This is a genomic window from Falsihalocynthiibacter sp. S25ZX9, from assembly GCF_041205405.1.
GTDB lineage: Bacteria > Pseudomonadota > Alphaproteobacteria > Rhodobacterales > Rhodobacteraceae > Falsihalocynthiibacter > Falsihalocynthiibacter arcticus.
On record NZ_JBGFCD010000015.1, the window covers coordinates 21,298 to 38,231 of the forward strand.

19 protein-coding genes are annotated in these 16,934 nt (G+C 51.3%); 11 read left to right on the top strand and 8 right to left on the bottom strand.

Annotated elements, in window-relative coordinates; translation table 11 throughout:
* Nucleotides 1–137: 137 nt before the first annotated feature.
* From AB9F29_RS16115 to AB9F29_RS16125, 3 genes are all read right to left on the bottom strand, one after another.
* Nucleotides 138–524, bottom strand: a complete 387-nt coding sequence (locus AB9F29_RS16115; protein ID WP_369756395.1) for a DUF1214 domain-containing protein — start codon at nucleotides 522–524, stop codon at nucleotides 138–140.
* 419 nt (nucleotides 525–943) lie between these two features.
* A complete protein-coding gene (locus tag AB9F29_RS16120; RefSeq protein ID WP_369756396.1) occupies nucleotides 944–1,165 on the bottom strand; it encodes a hypothetical protein in 222 nt (73 codons plus the stop codon).
* The gene (locus AB9F29_RS16125) at nucleotides 1,155–1,526 is read right to left on the bottom strand and encodes a hypothetical protein (protein WP_335584059.1); all 372 of its coding nucleotides are present in this window, start codon (nucleotides 1,524–1,526) and stop codon (nucleotides 1,155–1,157) included. Before AB9F29_RS16125 ends, AB9F29_RS16120 begins: the two co-directional genes overlap by 11 nt.
* Nucleotides 1,527–2,222: 696 nt before the next feature.
* On the opposite strand from AB9F29_RS16125, the gene AB9F29_RS16130 reads away from it, so the two are divergent.
* On the top strand, nucleotides 2,223–2,651 hold the full coding sequence (locus AB9F29_RS16130) for a DUF2267 domain-containing protein (protein ID WP_369756397.1): 429 nt from the start codon (nucleotides 2,223–2,225) through the stop codon (nucleotides 2,649–2,651).
* 11 nt (nucleotides 2,652–2,662) lie between these two features.
* The gene (locus tag AB9F29_RS16135; RefSeq protein ID WP_369756398.1) at nucleotides 2,663–3,076 is read left to right on the top strand and encodes a DUF3775 domain-containing protein; all 414 of its coding nucleotides are present in this window, start codon (nucleotides 2,663–2,665) and stop codon (nucleotides 3,074–3,076) included.
* Between the two features lie 8 nt (nucleotides 3,077–3,084).
* Here AB9F29_RS16135 and AB9F29_RS16140 read toward each other — a convergent pair whose 3' ends face one another.
* The gene (locus AB9F29_RS16140) at nucleotides 3,085–3,765 is read right to left on the bottom strand and encodes a helix-turn-helix domain-containing protein (protein ID WP_369756399.1); all 681 of its coding nucleotides are present in this window, start codon (nucleotides 3,763–3,765) and stop codon (nucleotides 3,085–3,087) included.
* A gap of 190 nt (nucleotides 3,766–3,955) precedes the next feature.
* Here AB9F29_RS16140 and AB9F29_RS16145 point away from each other — a divergent pair, with 190 nt between their 5' ends.
* Complete coding sequence (locus AB9F29_RS16145; protein ID WP_335584063.1) at nucleotides 3,956–4,693, top strand: response regulator; 738 nt, start codon at nucleotides 3,956–3,958, stop codon at nucleotides 4,691–4,693.
* Here AB9F29_RS16145 and AB9F29_RS16150 read toward each other — a convergent pair.
* Nucleotides 4,690–6,219 carry a PAS domain S-box protein gene (locus tag AB9F29_RS16150; RefSeq protein ID WP_369756400.1) on the bottom strand — a complete coding sequence of 510 codons (1,530 nt, stop codon included), beginning with the start codon at nucleotides 6,217–6,219 and terminating at the stop codon, nucleotides 4,690–4,692. The two genes, AB9F29_RS16145 and AB9F29_RS16150, sit on opposite strands and share 4 nt — an antisense overlap.
* Before the next feature lie 82 nt (nucleotides 6,220–6,301).
* On the bottom strand, nucleotides 6,302–7,426 hold the full coding sequence (locus tag AB9F29_RS16155; RefSeq protein ID WP_335584065.1) for a site-2 protease family protein: 1,125 nt from the start codon (nucleotides 7,424–7,426) through the stop codon (nucleotides 6,302–6,304).
* Between the two features lie 465 nt (nucleotides 7,427–7,891).
* Here AB9F29_RS16155 and AB9F29_RS16160 point away from each other — a divergent pair, with 465 nt between their 5' ends.
* The 7 genes from AB9F29_RS16160 to csgH all read left to right on the top strand — a co-directional run bounded on the left by AB9F29_RS16160 (nucleotide 7,892) and on the right by csgH (nucleotide 12,559).
* Entirely contained in the window at nucleotides 7,892–8,233 is a 342-nt protein-coding gene (locus AB9F29_RS16160; protein WP_369756401.1) for a phasin family protein, read from the top strand.
* Between the two features lie 111 nt (nucleotides 8,234–8,344).
* Nucleotides 8,345–8,782 (top strand): host attachment protein, encoded by a 438-nt coding sequence (locus tag AB9F29_RS16165; protein WP_335584067.1) that lies wholly within the window; start codon nucleotides 8,345–8,347, stop codon nucleotides 8,780–8,782.
* A 116-nt stretch (nucleotides 8,783–8,898) separates the two neighbouring features.
* The gene (locus AB9F29_RS16170; protein WP_369756402.1) at nucleotides 8,899–9,753 is read left to right on the top strand and encodes a universal stress protein; all 855 of its coding nucleotides are present in this window, start codon (nucleotides 8,899–8,901) and stop codon (nucleotides 9,751–9,753) included.
* Between the two features lie 30 nt (nucleotides 9,754–9,783).
* Nucleotides 9,784–10,152, top strand: coding sequence for a hypothetical protein (locus tag AB9F29_RS16175; RefSeq protein WP_335584069.1), 369 nt, complete (start codon nucleotides 9,784–9,786; stop codon nucleotides 10,150–10,152).
* An 832-nt stretch (nucleotides 10,153–10,984) separates the two neighbouring features.
* Nucleotides 10,985–11,353, top strand: coding sequence for a hypothetical protein (locus AB9F29_RS16180; RefSeq protein ID WP_335584070.1), 369 nt, complete (start codon nucleotides 10,985–10,987; stop codon nucleotides 11,351–11,353).
* 182 nt (nucleotides 11,354–11,535) lie between these two features.
* Nucleotides 11,536–11,910, top strand: coding sequence for a curlin repeat-containing protein (locus AB9F29_RS16185; RefSeq protein WP_369756403.1), 375 nt, complete (start codon nucleotides 11,536–11,538; stop codon nucleotides 11,908–11,910).
* Between the two features lie 304 nt (nucleotides 11,911–12,214).
* Nucleotides 12,215–12,559, top strand: coding sequence for a curli-like amyloid fiber formation chaperone CsgH (gene csgH, locus AB9F29_RS16190; protein WP_335584072.1), 345 nt, complete (start codon nucleotides 12,215–12,217; stop codon nucleotides 12,557–12,559).
* A 46-nt stretch (nucleotides 12,560–12,605) separates the two neighbouring features.
* Here csgH and AB9F29_RS16195 read toward each other — a convergent pair whose 3' ends face one another.
* Together AB9F29_RS16195 and AB9F29_RS16200 are read right to left on the bottom strand one after the other, a co-directional pair.
* The gene (locus tag AB9F29_RS16195; RefSeq protein ID WP_369756404.1) at nucleotides 12,606–13,886 is read right to left on the bottom strand and encodes a hypothetical protein; all 1,281 of its coding nucleotides are present in this window, start codon (nucleotides 13,884–13,886) and stop codon (nucleotides 12,606–12,608) included.
* A gap of 93 nt (nucleotides 13,887–13,979) precedes the next feature.
* Nucleotides 13,980–15,134 carry a helix-turn-helix transcriptional regulator gene (locus AB9F29_RS16200; protein ID WP_369756405.1) on the bottom strand — a complete coding sequence of 385 codons (1,155 nt, stop codon included), beginning with the start codon at nucleotides 15,132–15,134 and terminating at the stop codon, nucleotides 13,980–13,982.
* Between the two features lie 670 nt (nucleotides 15,135–15,804).
* Between AB9F29_RS16200 and AB9F29_RS16205 the strand changes: the two genes are divergently transcribed.
* Nucleotides 15,805–16,689 carry a helix-hairpin-helix domain-containing protein gene (locus tag AB9F29_RS16205; protein ID WP_369756406.1) on the top strand — a complete coding sequence of 295 codons (885 nt, stop codon included), beginning with the start codon at nucleotides 15,805–15,807 and terminating at the stop codon, nucleotides 16,687–16,689.
* The last annotated feature ends 245 nt before the right edge of the window (nucleotides 16,690–16,934 follow it).

Here is a 16,934-nt window from a genome sequence, read left to right on the forward strand (position 1 = left end):
TACGCTCTCCCTTCGTAATTGCTAGGGATTTCCAATTGATTTTCATATCACCTTCGAAACCGCCGATGGCGCCCATTTGCCTGAAATGACATCGGATAAGGGCGCTTATAAACGCATGTTCAATCCATATCCAGCTTTTAGAGAAGGCAACCAGCCTGTTTCTTCCGCAGCTTCGGTGCCTCAGAACGAATGCGAATATCAAGTGACCCGTCAGAATTATACGTTAGCGGCATCCAGCTTGATACTGCGTAGCGGTTCAACGGATTGGCGGTGGGGAAGCCGTCGTTGTCAAAGAGGGAAAGCGACCAAAAAGCTTCGGGGGGGGGTAAGTCTTCCTTATCGACATGAAGGACATGGGCGTTATGTCCGTCCAATGCATTGCCAACTGCGTCGCTACACAGCGAAATGATCTTGCAACGCATGAACGGCGTCAAAATCCTTTTCACCGTTGGTTTGTGCGCGATCCAATCGATGCAAAGACCATACTCCACATGCTCGACAGGTCGCAACGTAGTATCTTTCATCCGTATCGGGCGCTTGAATGAGGACCGGCCACTGTGTCAGATCAAGCCACGCCAGGGAATGCAGCGTGTCAAAATTTGGTCGCTAAAGTGTTTATCGGCGCCGCAAGTCCGTTCGCGGTATCCGCGGAATTGAGCATGTTATTTTCGGGTTCGCCACCCGCTTTGGGAGGCGCAAAACTGATTTCGCCCGCGGCGAGTATATCGCCAAAAGGGTAAATGACTGCCCGCTTGTTTGAGCCATTTTTGTTCACCACGGCAACGCTGGAGGCAGTCTTGGTCGAAACCTATCCACTCGTTTGGACAGCCCCCCAATCGCCCATGATCATGAGGGCAGTTAACGCGACTTGCCCCTCGGCCAAGATACTTGAGGCGTCCCAACTCTCATCTTCACTCAGTTTTTTGGCGGCAGGATCCCAGAACTACCTGAACATTCTTTCACTCGACCCAAAATAAATCGCAATCATATCATTGAGCATCCCAATGGTATGAAGCGACGGAATTGGTGCTGAAATATCCATATCATCGAAAATTTCCGACATGTTTGGATCGACCTCTGTGAGAAGCGAATTTGGCATCGTCATCTCACCGCCACCATCAATTGCCGCCTGCCACTTGAGTTTGGCGCATTCTTCAGGGGTCATGAACGCCCCATGATGGAATGCCCAAAGGTTCAGTATTTTTCCCAATGCCCGTCCAGACGGTCGGTGCGGTGGCTGAATCCAAAGTGGGGTCGTTTTTGGGGGAATTGGCCGTTGCGATCCATAGTTTATCCGTGAGCGGGGTCGCAAGCGCACCCTCAAAAGGACGGGCCAAGGTTTTGATGACATCGTTGTGTTCAAGCTGGGTTCCATTCGCAAGTTCACCCGACAGTTTTGGGAAACCGGTTTGCGCGGAGGACGCATCATTGACGGCCCATCCGGGACCATTTCGGGCAAATAGAGGCGCAGTTTGCCCTGCAATGCAATTAGTGGGAACCACTGTAAATGTACTATTTTTGCCCATCAGCTCGGCTGATCAACGTTCTGTTGCGAGATAAATGATATCCGCACGGCTTTTGAACGGCTTAGCTTTGTACGCCACAATTTAAAAAAGCGGGTTAAAAATTGCGTCCAATTGCACAACCCGCAACCGAAATCCAGACCAACCTCTCGCGCGCAATTTCGCAGGAATTTAATGCGGTCGGTGATTGGGGTCGGATTTTTTGGACAAAACCAATCCCCTAAATTTACGTCATCCAGATATCATAGTCTCCGCGTCTCTGTTTAGTCCGTGCATACTCTAAAAAATGCCGCAGCAGCCAAATAGCAATAAACACCCATAGTTTATGGCAAGGGACGACGTTGCCAATAGCCGCAAACCCCATCTGGTCGAGAAAATCACAGGCTCGAGTTGATTCCTATCAATCGGACGATGTTTTTTCAGGCTAAACCTTTGAAAGGAAGCGAGAGTAAAGATATTCACTGTGACTGATGTGAAAACCGCGGTCTGAGCCTTCGTTTTTGTCAGTCTCCTCGGCCAAAACCCTGCTGACACTACTGACCACATGATCGGCAGTTACATAATGACAGAAAATGTCTCTGGTACTGCGCTTTAAATGCCGTGGCGGTATATAACGTCGGCGTTTCTTGAACCGATGATTGGCCAACCGTAAACGCACGCCCGCAACAGTTAAAACACGCACCAAAAAGGGAGGACACGATGTCGGCTCAAGGACTGGAAGTGATCGACCATACAGTTCAACTCACCCATGAATGGATCAACGAATTGCGCGATAGACTAGCTTGGAGCAGCAGCCGCGATGCCCTGCGTTTGCTGCGCGCAACAATGGCGCAAATTCGCGATCACCTGCAACATGAGGAAGCAGTGCAGCTCTCGGCCCAGATGCCTCTGCTGGTGCGTGGCATGTTTTTTGAGGGGTGGAACCTCGCGCATACCCCCCTACGTGACCGAAAGGCGGAGCATTTTATCGCGGCAATCGAAGCCCAAGTTTCGGAAGTTCAGGATTGGCGTGGCGCGCAAGATATTGTGGCCGTCTTCAGGACGCTGAACAACAGGATTTCCGAAGGCGAGATCAGGGATGTGAAAGCTGGACTGCCAAAATCTATTTGTGAAATGTGGCCAGACTAATGGGGTTTGAAATGGTTAACAATTTGACAATCGCACCGGATTTCTTGCGCCGGCTCCTCTTCAAGATGCGTGCGGAAACGCTGGGCGATGAAGACACGCCGCGTGATGCCCGCGACAATGCACTCCCAGAAGCGCATCATATCACCCTGAACGAAGAAGTTGGTACGGAGCCGTCCCACGAGGAACTTATTGAGGAAATAGACGCAATGATCCCCGATCACCAATACGATTTGGTTGCGTTGATGTGGGTCGGGCGCGGCGATTTCGGAGAAGCGGACTGGGACGAGGCCTTGTCCCTCGCAGCAGAGCGCGCCTTCCGACCAACCTCTCAATATTTATTGTCCCACCCTTTGGCTGCTGACGACATCGCCAACGGCCTTGAGAAATTAGGACATGATCACTTGCTCCAAAATGGGATATATTAGCCCGCAAGCTAGTCGGACTGAGAGGCGTCGGTGAGGGCTTCCATATCCAGAACCACCACGGTTTGCGGCGTGTTAAGGGCAATCGTGCCCTCTTTGCGCAGAAGGCTAAACATCCGACAGACGGTTTCGATGGTCAGACCCAGAAAATCAGCGATATCGGCGCGACACATCGGCAGCGAAAAAACGGTATAATTACTGCTCGGCGTGCCCGTCCGCAGAGACAAGACACAAAGGAACGACGCGACCTTTTCCATCGCTGACTTGCACGCGAGCATCATGACATGGTCTTGCATGCAGCTAATTTCACGCAAGGCCGCCTTCATAAGGCGACGGTGTATTTCTAAATCACCCTTGGCACCCTCAAGCTCACTGAGTCGGTGTGCGATGACCTCCGCTGACGAAACCACGTCGCAGTCCGTATGATAAAAATCACCATTGGGAAATCCAACAATGTCACCCGGCAATCCAAAGGCTATAACTTGTCTGCGGCCGTTCGCAAGCACGCGGGCCAAACGCAAAACCCCAGACTTAACCTCATAAACATGCTCAGCTTTATCCCCTTCCCAAAATAAATTCGCACTTGATGGATATCTTCGATTATTTGGCGCATTCGTAAGAATTTTGCGCGGGACTTTGAAAAACGGTGTATATGAAAACGGGTGTTGTTCCATGGAAAATGTAACGTACATGCTAGTTCCCCCCAAGAGAAATGACTTCCCATTTTCGCAGAATATCGTCGCATCCAATCCCGCGGCTTCGTAACGGTTTGTATCAAATTGTATCAAAACCTCGGAAAAACAACCTATAGCTAGCTATTTTCCAGCGTTTTCAGTATTGTCGGTTAATATTCTCAGTCCGAATTATTATAGGGCGTTCTCTGTGATTTCAAAAAATATCCTCGTTGTTGATGATGACCCTAAAGTTCGTGCACTTCTTCGACGTTGCCTCGAAGAGGGTGGATATTCTGTGCGCGAGGCGAGCGACAGCGACGGCGTTCGGGACGCTTTCTTAAAGAGTACCCCCGATTTAATGACGCTGGATCTGAACCTTGGCGCAGATGACGGGTTGGATATTGCGCGCGACATTCGCCGCTCGCACAACGTTCCAATCATTATGGTGACGGGCAAAGATGATGTGATCGACCGCATTGTCGGGCTAGAGGTTGGCGCCGACGACTACCTGGCTAAACCTTTTCATGTCAGGGAAGTCTTGGCTCGCGTGCGCTCCGTTTTGCGCCGTTCTGATGGGCAGGTTCCAAGTCATTTGACACCAGAACCGGGCGCGTCATCAAGCACCGCGCCGCTCAACCTTGACGGTTTGACCGTTGACCTTGATCATATGATCCTAAAAGACCGAGATGGCGAAATCTGCGATCTAACAACGGCCGATTTCAAACTCCTCGTCGCCTTTTTGAACCACCCAAAACGTCCTCTATCGCGGGATCGCCTGATGGACCTCATTGACGGGCCACAATGGGCGCCCCTTGATCGCACGATTGACAACCAAGTTGCGCGTTTGCGTAAGAAAATCGAGCGCGACCCCGCCACTCCACTCCTCATAAAAACAGTGCGCGGAATTGGCTATACTCTAACGGAAACTCCCACAGGTAAGAGTTAGTCGTTGTCCAGTACCGCCTGAAGTGCTTCGACTAGCTCGGCTTGACGATAGGGTTTGCGTAGAATTTTAAATTCTTCACGAACCCGCCCCCCCAATAACACGCCTTCCGAGAAACCAGACGTTACCATCACATGCACATCAGGCCTGTGTTTTGTGACGTTTTTAGCAAGGTCATATCCCGACAGTTTCCCGGGCATAACAAGGTCTGTAAAAACCAGATCAATATCGTCTCGGGCCTGTAAAATATCCCACGCGATATCACCCGAAGTCGCGGTAATACATTCAAAATCAAGCGCCAAAAGACGTGTTTGGGACAAACGCAGCACACGCGGATCATCCTCAACCACAAGCACACGTCGACCCGCTCCAATATTTTGAAATTTATGATCAACGGTTTCTGTCAGAGTTTTTAGCTCATCCGCCCCAATCAACGCAGGAAAGTAAAGGTTGATTGTCGTGCCTTTTTTGACCTCACTATAGATCGTCAGATGCCCACCCGATTGCTTCACAAAGCCATAAACGAGCGAGAGTCCCATGCCCGTCCCTTTGCCAACGGGCTTAGTCGTAAAGAACGGATCAATAGCATGGCGTTGCGTTTCGCGCGACATACCCTCGCCGTTATCACTGACAGACAAGCGGATGTAGTTGCCAATTTTCACACCGATTTCCTGCGCCAAATAAGTATCGTCCAGCGTAACATTCCGCGTGTCGATATGAATCCGCCCCCCCTCGGACAGCGCGTCGCGCGCATTGAGGGCCAAATTCAAAATCGCAGTCTGAAATTGTGTCTTATCGGCGACCGTGGGCCATAGATTTTCTGCCAAATCTGCTTGGATATTGATGCGGGCAGTGATGGTCCTTTTCAGGATTGCCATGGAGTGTTTGACGACATCGTTCATCGCGATCACTTCGCAGGTCAGGGCACTTTTGCGCGAAACCACCATCAACCGAGACGTAAGGTCCGCCCCCAGTTCAGCGGCCTCTAGTGCATCCGAAATCAACGCCAAGCCTTCCTCATTTTCTGACTTCATTTGGAGCAGTTCAAGATTGCCGATCACGACCGTAAGAAGGTTGTTGAAATCATGCGCAATACCTCCCGTCATTTGGCCGATGGCTTCCATGCGTTGCGACCGCGCCAAGGCCTCTTCGGTCGCCTTTCGGCGGGTCAAATCATGCACGATTGCAACGAAAGCGACATCACCTTGGATATCGGCCTTTCCAATGGAAACATGTAGTGGGAAAACGGTTCCGTTCGCGCGCAGCCCTTCAACGTCGCGGCCAGAGCCAGTGATCTCCTTTTTGGCAGTCTGGAGATAGGTGGTAATAAAATCTTCATGCCGTGCCGCCGTGCCGCCGGGAACAAGGATGCGGGCGTTTTGGCCGATCAGTTTGTCTATAGGCCAGCCGAACATTTCTGCCGCTGCTTTGTTGAGGCGCAAAATGACACCTTTGCGGTCGGATACAATGATTGCATCAACCGCTGCGTCCAGCGTCGCAAGCAGCAAGGCGTGGTCATCTATTGTCAAACTGGGGTACCCCCGACAAGCTTACTGTTAATAAACCAATGAATAAGCATTTAACAAATCTGCCACGAGACCACCTAGCTTACTAGCCAATTTCTTGCGAAACACGCAAATAAGCGAGTAAATCGGAAAGCGTAATCACACCAACAAGGCCATATTCGCCTGCAACAAGGAATTTGCGGCGACCCGTTTTCAGGATCCGCTCCATTAAGTCGCGCCCCTGCATCTCGGGTAAAACGGTGTTTTCTTCTCTGGTACTTTCGATCACATCTTCCACCGTTGTGTTGGCCCAGTTTTCGCGATCAATACGCTGAACCAACTGAAGATCTACATAACCAAGAAGGGTGTTGTTCTCGATAACGGGCGCAAAGATGATTCCGTGTTCCAAAAAGACGCTATCCACCACCTCCGACAATGTTTGATAGGGCCGCGCCGTCCAAGGGGCGCGGGTCATCAAATCTTCGACCGTCCGCGCGCCCAGTGCAATCTCGGTTTCAAGCCGCGCAAGGGCCGCGCGCGATGTTGCCAGCAAGAAAAGCCCGATCAGGATCGGCCAGAGACCCACAGCCAAATCACCTGAGAAAGCCGCATAAAAACCAAGCATCATAAACATATAGGCAAAAACGGCCGAAACCGTTGTGGCATATCGGGTCGCCGCCAACAGATTGCCTGAGCGTGTCCAAAGCCAAGCGCGGTACACACGTCCGCCATCCATCGGAAATGCGGGCAGTAAGTTAAAGATCGCGAGGACGAGGTTGACGGTCGCCAGATACTGGAAAACCAACTGCGCCGCCTCAGGAAATCCAACAACAGTCAAAAATTGAGCGCCTCCCCAGAACCCCAAGGCGATACACAGACTCGCGATGGGACCAGCAATCGCGATCCAAAATTCACTCCGACCATCCGTTGGCTCGGTTTGCAATTCGGCGACCCCTCCGAACAAAAAAAGCGTAATCCCGTGTATATTAAGGCCAAAGCGTCTTGCGACAACCGCGTGAGCGAGTTCATGAAGGATCAAGGAGCCAAACAGCCCCAGCATTGCGATCACTGCCAGACCCACAAGTGTTGATGGGTCCGCCAAGGGAAGTTTGCTTGGAAAATAGCCAGTCGCAAGGCTCCAAACGATCAATGTCGCAATAAGAAGCCAGCTTGCATCCACTTTGATATCAAAGCCATCGATGCTTGTAATCTTAACACCCTTACCCCACATGCGCGCGCCCTCTCGACCTCGATCGCACAATGGATCTCAACCAATTGGCCATCGTTTTTCGGGCGCATGCGTTCAGTGGCGAGCCTGAAAGCGCGCTAAATCCGACGAGAACACTCATCGACGTTTTCTGGCCCTGCAGAGTTCTCAATCCGTTTTGCATCTGTTTTCTTCCCCGCCCATTGTCCACATGAGCGCGCTGATTTTCGCCTCGCAGTTTGCGCAGGTTTTTCAGTGCCGCAATTGAGCGAGATCAAAACTTTGAACTTTCTGCACCAATACGCGCGAGGAATGAACTGATACAAGAGATTTGAAAAAACAGGTTTCTTTTGAACTGCGCCCAAATTTGGCGGGCAGTCCTTAAACCAAACCCATAGGTTTTTGCAGGAGATTTGACACTGATCAAGACGAAAACCCAATATCGCTATATTCTGCATTTGCTCGCAACAAAACCCGAAGGAGACCAAAATGGACCGCAAGACCGAAACCTCGAAAAAAACACCAGACGCCTTCGATCCGCTTGCTGCCTTTAGGCCGCTGACCCCCATCAGCTGGATGGGAACGGCATGGTTCGAAAACCTCGCCAGTTTAGGGAATGAGATCACTTCTTTTGTGGCCGAACGCATCAAAGAGGATGTGCAAACGCAGCATGCTTTGTTGCACTGCAAATCAATTTCCGAAGCCCAGCGCTTACAGGCGCAATTTATGCAAAAAGCTTTTGACCAATATCAAGTCGAGACTGGGAAACTGATCGAAATGAGCGGAGAGATGGCCGTAAAGGCGCGCCCCAACAGTACGTCTAAAGACTAGGACCATCGCCGCCACTCCACGCCCCAGATCGAAACGACGGTTGATCCATGTCATAAACGGAAACCTCCGCAGCGATATGGTGAAAGGGAAATGAGGAGTAGGAGACCTGCCATGAAACCCGTCGTGACTTGGGCCGTTCTTGCAAATGCTGAGATCGCGCATGTTATGAAAAACAACGGCCCGGGAAAAGGGTTTGTCAGTGAGGCTGGCAAGACATGGCACGCCGATCCGCCCCTAGAATATAGTGACGCAGCGGGTATGGGCCACAGCAGCCACGGGCATGCTAATGCGGCAAAAACCCGTCGCGATCCTGCGGCCTTGGCGCAGGCCAAATTTGCAACCTTCATTGCCGCCCAACTGGCCCATGGGTATCGCGACCGGAGTTTTGATCGGCTGATCCTTGTAGCAGCGCCGCATATGCTCGGGTTATTACGTGCAGCCTTGCCAGACACCATCAAAGAAACGGTAATGGGGGCGGTGGACAAAGACCTTACAAAAGTCGCGCCCAAAGACCTATCCAAACATCTTGAAAATATCATTGCCGCATAAAGCGAAAGGGCGGCCATTTTCCAAGTATGATCAAGCCTGTAACAGTTGATTTAGATCAACGCCTCAATCCTGTGAAGCGGCATGATAAAAGCAATCCGAATATAAGGAATGCCACCATGAAAAACGCCACACTCCTCGTGGTGGTTGGTAGGTCGGCCTCGTCTGTCGATCTCAAACCGCTCACCGACCCCGCAAGGGAGCATAACCTGCATCTGAGTGTGTTGGTGTTGGGAGCGGTTCCGCCAATTCCCCTTTATACCTATGAGGTTGGAGCGTTTAGCGGACAATCCATCGCCTATGATTGGCATGGCGAAGTCGACAAAACGAATGCCGAACTGGACCAAACGCGCCTACAGATTGAAGAGTACCTCGCGACACAAGGGGTGAGTGCGGATGTGAGTATAGTGAGCGGCGAAGCGGTCACATTGCCCGACACCGTAGCCCGTCGGGCGATGGCTTGCGACCTGATGGTTTTTGCCAATGAATTACGACAGGACAGCGATCTCTTTAAGGGGTTGCTCCGTGTTACCCTTTTTCAAGCGCCAACGGGTGTATTGCTCAATGGGACAGGGAAAGCGTCCTCCTTGCAACCCGAAACAGTTTTCGTCGCGTGGAAAGTTGGGCTTCCCGCTGCGCGCGCCATTCGGACTGCCCTCCCGATCCTGCGGGCAGCCAAGAACGTGACCGTCGCGATTTTCGATCCGATGACTAATCAGTTGCGCGACGGTGAAAACCCCGGCTCTGACGTCGCGCGTTGGCTCAGCCACCAAGGGTGCAATATTACCATCATGCAATATCCAAGCGGCGGGGAACCCGTCGGAACCGTTCTTCTCAAACGGGCCAAAGAAGCAGGGGCAGACCTGATTGTCATGGGGGCCTACGACCATTCGCGCCTGCGCGAGGAGATTTTGGGCGGTACGACGAAAACCCTAATTGAACAACAAGATTGTGCCGTCCTCCTGAGCCATTGATGCAACCCGCGCACGAAAGGCGATCCACCGATGAAAGACCCTGAATTAGACATTCTCATCAAGGAACTTGAGACGCAAACCGATCTCACCGTAGCCGATTTCGATGGTGTGGCGCATGGGATGGCCTATCTTTTACCGGACGCCGTTGACACGGATATTAGGCTAGCAGAACGCATTGGAACCACGGACGAGGCGATGCGTATCGCGGATGACGCCTTTCCCGACTGGTCCATAAACTTCCAGGGACCAACGAATGACAAAGACGGCCATTGGACCTGCACATTGCGCGAAAATGATCCGCAGGGCGAGGCACCGATGACCACGGGCCGATCCCCCATTTTGGCGCAGGCGGTCCTTGCCGCGACAATGCGACTGGCAATGACCCTCAAAAAGGGATGACCCCTCGAAAAACCCAATTCATATTCTGAGCACCAATCGCCGTGAAAAGACCTGCACTCATTGCGCAAATCTTGGGTGAACCCCAATGTTGGGTCTTTGACATACACGCTCGCAAGAGGCCTGCCTCCTTAATTGGCCGTTCAGTAGGGGAGCGGCGGCGCGTTCGCAGATATGTCACAAGGCCTAAGCCAGTGTGAAGCGCGGTCAAAGTCGTTTAGCTTATTTGCTTCGGGCTTCCTCCCCAACCTCCCAATCACACTCTTTCCTGCCATCAGCACTTCCATCATCTCCGTTTCATCTTTGGACCAACGGAACGGGTTTTTCCGTTGGCTGTCTATGACCATCCCCGGTGAGTAATCCCAATCAGAGGCGCAGAGGGTCGGTAGTCATCCTTGAAGGCACTGGGATATGATTCTTACAAAGGGCCAGTTTCGAACCCGGTAGTTTTGTCGCTCCCTTGCTAGAGGGTTTTTACGCGCGTGGTTCGGGTCATTTCGAACGAAAAACCCAGTACGTTTATACTAGCTGATGGGTACAAAAATCCAATTTTGCCCCAAAATGCTGACCGCGCGGTAGACACGTAAGTTTTGTGGACCGTTTGCTTGTTTGACCAGCCGTTTTCGCCATTTCCTCCGCAATTGGTTCCAAGCAGGGACAATTGGCTAAGTCGAAGTATAGGCATTTGAATTATATAGAAAAAATGTAGATTTTCGCGGCACTTTCCAACGGGATTCCCGCCGTTTTTCAAGCTAAATTTATGAGGCAGATCGGGGAGGAACCCGCAACGCATACCAAGTTCAACACCTTAATTATCAACTCTATGGAGGAAATTATGAAAAAGATTTTTGCAACCGTCGCTGTTTCCGCACTTCTGTCAGGCGCAGCTTACGCCCAAAACGTGTCAATCGTCGATCAGGGCGGTTGGTTCAACAGCCAAACCACAATGCAGGCTGGGTCTAACCTCGCGATGACAGGTCAGTACGGTCTCGCCAATGGCAGCTTCACTGGTCAAAACGGTTCCGGAAACTTTTCTGGCACATTGCAAGACGGTGCATTCAACGGCTCGGTTACGACTCAAGCTGGTCACCTAAATGCTGCGGGAACCGGCCAGTTTGGCACGGGCCACTATTCCAACACCAATCAAGTTGGTGTCGGCAACGGCTCCCTGACTGTTCAAGTGGACGGCGTTTCGCCACACTAACCGTTAAAATGCAGGGGCGGCATTAAAAATGCCGCCCCGTGTGACCCTATACAAACACGTTTGCCATGCCGAATCGGATCTCTTTGAAATTTTTTTCTTAGGTAGCCAGGCTTTCTAAAGAGAACTGTTCAAGTCAGGCTAACCACAAATTTTATTTCTTTGAAAAAAAGGGAGGATTGACGATGCTCAGGATCTTTATCACTGCGGCGCTGATAAGCGCCCCACTCTCCGTATTTGGACAAAACACGTCAGACACAAATCAGACCGGAGACAACAACGAAGCCACAACAACGCAAACTGGTGACAATGACGCTCACACAACTCAGGTTGGAAATAATAACAGTGCGGCCATTGGTCAGAACGGACGCTGGAACACAGCATCTATCGCCCAAGTTGGGAATGATTTTAGCAGAAGCGTAGACCAGACTGGGAATTATCAGGGGTACGGAAGTTTTCAATTCTCCGCACCACAATATTCCGGTTCGTTTTCTACGTACTCTCAAACATGGGGGAGTGGTGGCGCAACGACGACGCTAGAATTCGGAATCAACAACTAGCGGGTCAATTTGATCATTTCTCTAGGCATTTGGTGCATTCAAACGAGGTGATCGGTAGGCCGCGTCGGTAAAACTTCAACCGGCGGACAAGTTATGAGTTACCTGGGCGAGCGAATTACAGTGCACAAATCGTTGCGCCTCGTTAACCCAGGAACCAAATTATCCCGCAAAAAGGGGAGCAGAGAAGATGCCCGTATCAGTTTTGGATATTAACGGCGCTCGTCACCCTTCGTGGCACAAGGCGCTGGTTCTTTTTTTGGTTATCGGCGTATCGACACTTTGCATGATACAAAGGGCAAACGCCATGAGCCAAACAGAAAAATCGGCCTTGGGAGAGGTACAGACAGAGAGTTCCTCTGGGAAACTCCACTGTGAGATAACTACCAAAACGGTGTCGCAGAATCTTCAACTCCGTGGCGTGGTTTGGTCGGGGGACAAGGCCGCGGGGAGTTACAGTTTTGTCGTTACAAAACAGGGAGTAAGTGGCCGCTCCAACATCGCGCAAAGTGGCTTGTTTGACGTCGCACCGGACGAGCGAAAGATTGTCGGAATGGTCATCGTCAATGCCTTGGCCGGAGATCGCTATCTGGCGCGACTATCGGTTCGCTCAGGCGGAAACGAGGCCGCCTGCGACACCGCGCTAGACTAGCCCGGACTGTGATAATCAGGACGGGCTTTCAGCGTTTTAAGGGACGTTAAAAGAGAAAAACAAAACTCAGATTGAGACCCGAACCGATCATCTTCTTTTTTTGGATGGAATGTGTGCGATAGGTATCGCCGTTCCCTGACAAGCCAACGGATGATCCCGCCGTGGTTATGTTGGGACTGCCAACCGTTTCAAATTGTAAATACGGTACATCCGACATGTAATCCAAATAACCACCAAAAACGATAATCGCGCCGTTCTCGGCAACATGGGTTAATGCGCCCGTAATCCGACCAACGCGTGCGGTGCCATTCAAGGATTTGCGCTCGCCGGGAATGGCCGAAGCAGACCCCGCGAAATTCACCAGCTCCATCGTTTCAGATTTGGCATTGAACTTTGTCAGTCCGGCTTCCGCCCCAAAATTGATGCTCCAAGCGTCGTTTATTTTTCGCGTGAGGCCCGCCCCCAAAACGGCACCATAGTATTTCCCGTTTAGCTTCCAGTTATCTTCCATTGTTACCGTCGGAATGGAGGAATCCGATCCGCGATTTCCGTCAATATTAATGGTCGTGCGCGTTGTATTGCTGCGATCAAAACTACGATAGTTCGGCCCGATTTTGGGCGACAAAATCCAGTTCTCATCCAGTGAAAAACGCTTACTCAGGTAAAGCACCTGATTGGAAAATTTGATATTGTCTTCAACCGTGGTTGTGATGGTCGTGGTGTTGCTTTCATTGCCCGACCCCATGAACGAAACGCCCGTCGAGTCAAACATTCCCCCATAGGACGTGGCGGTAATCGCCTCGCCGTCTGTGGTTAATGCCGCATAAATACCGCCCGCATCCGTCATCGTTGTGGCAAACTGCGCCACTGAGTTTCCGGTTCCGAAAGGCGAAAATGCAGAACTGAAAATGGACGCCGTATCCCCTGAATTATCTGTGATTTGCACCGTCGCCGCCGCGGTGGGGCCAGTGGCACTGATCTCGGTGGAGAGGTCGATTGTGCCCACGGGGCTTCTTCTGGGCGCGTAAACGTAGGCATCGGATCCCTGCATTTCGGTGCTAGACGTGAAATTCGACCCCCACGCCCACGATCCACTCCACTCCAAATAAAACGGAGCAACGTCGTCACTGTCGATTTTAGCAGCAAGTCCGAACCCTACACTGGGGCCCGTCACGTTGAATTCGTCCGATTGGGACATATCCGCAAACCCAAACGTCACGCCGCTTCCAAGGGCTGAAAAGGGACTCAGGAGGTCTTGATCAAAGGTTTGAGAATGGGCCGTGGAGCCAAAACACATCATCGCGAGGACGAAAAATTGGGATTTCAACGATCACTCCTACAGTATCAGGTCACATGCCATCACCAAGGCCCCCCGTAATGCGATGGACCCAAAGTGACGCCTGCGAGAGGCTATCTACCTCTAGAGTGTCGTCGTGAGTGCCAATCGAGTCAATAACGCAACGAGTTGTGGTTGCCGGTTCGTCTTGGTTTTCTTCATTATAGAACCGAGGTGATTGCGCAGCGTTTGTTTCGCCAAACTCTGCTTTTGCGCACAGTCCCCGATTGTGCACCCCTCCAACAACAGCGAGGCCAATTCGGCTTCGGCATTGGTCAGTTTGAATGCATTCCAAAGTGCGCTGTGACTTAGTTTAAGCGCCTCCGTTGTGTCCTGAATAATCAGAGCCAAGCGAGCACCTTGCTTTTCATACACGTTACGCGAGTTTAGGCGCTGCGTCGAGTTCGCTCCGAGTTTGGTCAACGAAAGAAAGATCTGTTGTGACTTTTCGGCATTGGGCAGGGAAAACAGTTCGGTGCTGTGCTGAACCCCAGCTCCCATCCGGTTCACCATGGCTCGAAACTCCAACTCGGCGTCCAAATTGGTGGCATGAAAGATGCTGTCGGCACTAATGAAAAATGTATCCATCCTGTTGGCCAAAAGTTCGGCGCGCTCATTCATGCTGCGAACACGGCATTCCGTGTCAACAATCAGAACCGGAAAAGGAAACAGCTCAAGTACATCATTGGCCATTTGTGTGCTCAACGGAAAGCGGCTTTTGAGGTACATAATTTTTGCCGCCCGCACGAGATGCGGACCTAAAGCTTCCAGCAGGACCGTCGCGTCGCGCCGTGATTTCGCGTCTGTTGTTTCTGGAAACCGAATTTCCAAAACCAGTTGTCGGGTGCGCTGTCGATGAAGAACGATCCCTGACGCGTGGACCATTGCCCCCATTGTCGCATTCCATATGGTCAATCCACGTGAAGCGATTTGCTCCTCTCGCGACATGAGTTCACCGTCTTGGTATATCTCTCCGAGCCGTTGGTGCCACTGGCGCTCAAACCACGGATTATCAACCGCCAAGTTCGCCATCGACGCCACGACAGCATTCGTCGCCAGCCCCTTGTGCAACATGAAATTTCCCGGCAGGCGCACAGTATCCTGTCCGAACAACACAACCGCCGTCCCTGGCAAGAAATGAGAAACGACTTCCAAAATCGTTTCTAAGAGCGTGTTTCGAAGCGCCGAATCGTAAATACGTTCGAGTGTATCAGACGTGTTTAGAACTAATTTTTTCACAATACATTCCACTTTTTGAACATTTAGAAATGTCGCTCGACACGCAAAAAATAATATTTCTGAAAACATTGCTATCGATCGTACGCGAGATTTCCCCCAGACTTGCGCGTAAAGCCGCAAGCTCCTACATCTGTCAAATTGTTGGATTCATGGGCACATATCAAAACCACCAACGTGCAAACAATGGAAAACGCCGCAGGTTTTCTGTGTGGTTACTGTATGAAAAGTTGATTTCGGTTCGAACGTCCCTTGGCCCGAAACACGTTTTCCCTAATCCCGCTTTCCCGATCACCCCAGTTCAATCCAAATCCCCTTCAAACCAAAATGGATTCCCCTCCCTTGATTGAAGCACCTTATTTAACTGCCCTATTTTGACGCGGTCGAATTGATTTGAGTCAACCAAATCGTCTAGATGCCTGCACACGCACCACTCTTTTTTTGAATCTCGACGCGCCAAGGCGATACGCGCGCTTTTCCGCGGGAATCAAAGACAGGGGCACTCAATCGATTCTGAGGCAATTCCAAGCCCGAGAATTAATCGCCCCGGTTGAGACATATCAATCGGCATTCTGATCCTTTCGTTACTCTTAAACCCACAACAATTTGAACGTACCCGCCCATACGCCACACCGCGCCTAATGGTATCATCGGCAAAAGAGAGGCCGCCTAAATGTCTGCATTCATCCAACGACAGGATCACTTAAGCGAGACTTTGAACAAAAATCGTTTTGTTGCCGCGCGGCTCAACGAGGTCGCCGATTTGCTGGATCAACAATGCGCATCGCTGTTTCGCGTGCGGGCCTATCGCGAGGCCGCACATTATGTCGCGGACTTAGCGCAACCTCTTCAATCTATTATGGAGAGGGCTAGTCCGGATCGGCTTCCCAACATTGCTCCTCCCGTCGCAAAAGCGATTGCCGAGCTGCACGAAACTGGAAATCTTAACTTAATAGATAGGTTGCGCGGGAACCATGGCCCAGAAAAGCTCTTTCAAACGATCCCTTTGATTGGCCGACGACTTGCGAAATCCATCCATTCCCAACTGAACATTGATACGCTTGAGGATCTGGAAAAGGCCACTATTGACGGTCGCCTCTTGGCGCTTAAAGGCGTAGGCGAGCGGCGGGTAAATGCCATTTCACATGCGTTAACTGAAATCCTCTCTCGGCGTCGGCCGACGCTGCACAAGGCGCTTGAAAAACAGCCCTCCGTTGTTGATATCTTTGAGATTGATCGCGCCTACAGAGCGGCTATCGACCAAATGCCGACGCTTTCGTCACGTCGGATTCACGCTTCGGGGTCGTTAAACCTCCCAATTCTCCATACTGAGCGCAACAAATGGCATTTGACCGCCATCTTTTCCAACACACCAGCGGCACAAAATTTCCAACGGACGCGCGATTGGGTTGTGGTTTATTTCGAACAAGAAAAACGCGCCCAAGGGCAATGTACTGTGGTCACCGAGCATCGCGGCCCTCTAAAAGGAAAGCGCGTCATTCGAGGGCGGGAGGCTGCCTGCGACGCGTTTTATCTTTGTGAAGCGGAATCCAGATGACGCACAGAGATTGATGCAAATCAATCGCTTCTCCCGCCTTTGTGCCATTATCTCCCTAATTACACGCTAGTTAAAAACAAACTGTTTTTACGCCGACTGAATAAACAACAACTTGGACGTTATGACCACAGCCATTTTTCAAGGGCACGTCAAGGCGTGGTCTGTCCCCAAAGCGACCCGTATTTCGAACCAGTTCCGGATTAATCAACACCCCAGTTAGACCATGGAGGCCGCCCCCCCGTCCC

Coding starts and splice junctions, on each gene's coding strand:
- AB9F29_RS16160 (WP_369756401.1), top strand. CDS start 7,892: ATGGACCGCAAGACCGAAACCTCGAAAAAAACACCAGACGCCTTCGAT.
- AB9F29_RS16175 (WP_335584069.1), top strand. CDS start 9,784: ATGAAAGACCCTGAATTAGACATTCTCATCAAGGAACTTGAGACGCAA.
- AB9F29_RS16125 (WP_335584059.1), bottom strand. CDS start 1,526: ATGGGCAAAAATAGTACATTTACAGTGGTTCCCACTAATTGCATTGCA.
- AB9F29_RS16120 (WP_369756396.1), bottom strand. CDS start 1,165: ATGACCCCTGAAGAATGCGCCAAACTCAAGTGGCAGGCGGCAATTGAT.
- AB9F29_RS16170 (WP_369756402.1), top strand. CDS start 8,899: ATGAAAAACGCCACACTCCTCGTGGTGGTTGGTAGGTCGGCCTCGTCT.
- AB9F29_RS16130 (WP_369756397.1), top strand. CDS start 2,223: ATGTCGGCTCAAGGACTGGAAGTGATCGACCATACAGTTCAACTCACC.
- AB9F29_RS16140 (WP_369756399.1), bottom strand. CDS start 3,765: ATGTACGTTACATTTTCCATGGAACAACACCCGTTTTCATATACACCG.
- AB9F29_RS16185 (WP_369756403.1), top strand. CDS start 11,536: ATGCTCAGGATCTTTATCACTGCGGCGCTGATAAGCGCCCCACTCTCC.
- AB9F29_RS16180 (WP_335584070.1), top strand. CDS start 10,985: ATGAAAAAGATTTTTGCAACCGTCGCTGTTTCCGCACTTCTGTCAGGC.
- AB9F29_RS16205 (WP_369756406.1), top strand. CDS start 15,805: ATGTCTGCATTCATCCAACGACAGGATCACTTAAGCGAGACTTTGAAC.
- AB9F29_RS16155 (WP_335584065.1), bottom strand. CDS start 7,426: ATGTGGGGTAAGGGTGTTAAGATTACAAGCATCGATGGCTTTGATATC.
- AB9F29_RS16115 (WP_369756395.1), bottom strand. CDS start 524: ATGAAAGATACTACGTTGCGACCTGTCGAGCATGTGGAGTATGGTCTT.
- AB9F29_RS16165 (WP_335584067.1), top strand. CDS start 8,345: ATGAAACCCGTCGTGACTTGGGCCGTTCTTGCAAATGCTGAGATCGCG.
- csgH (WP_335584072.1), top strand. CDS start 12,215: ATGAGCCAAACAGAAAAATCGGCCTTGGGAGAGGTACAGACAGAGAGT.
- AB9F29_RS16135 (WP_369756398.1), top strand. CDS start 2,663: ATGGTTAACAATTTGACAATCGCACCGGATTTCTTGCGCCGGCTCCTC.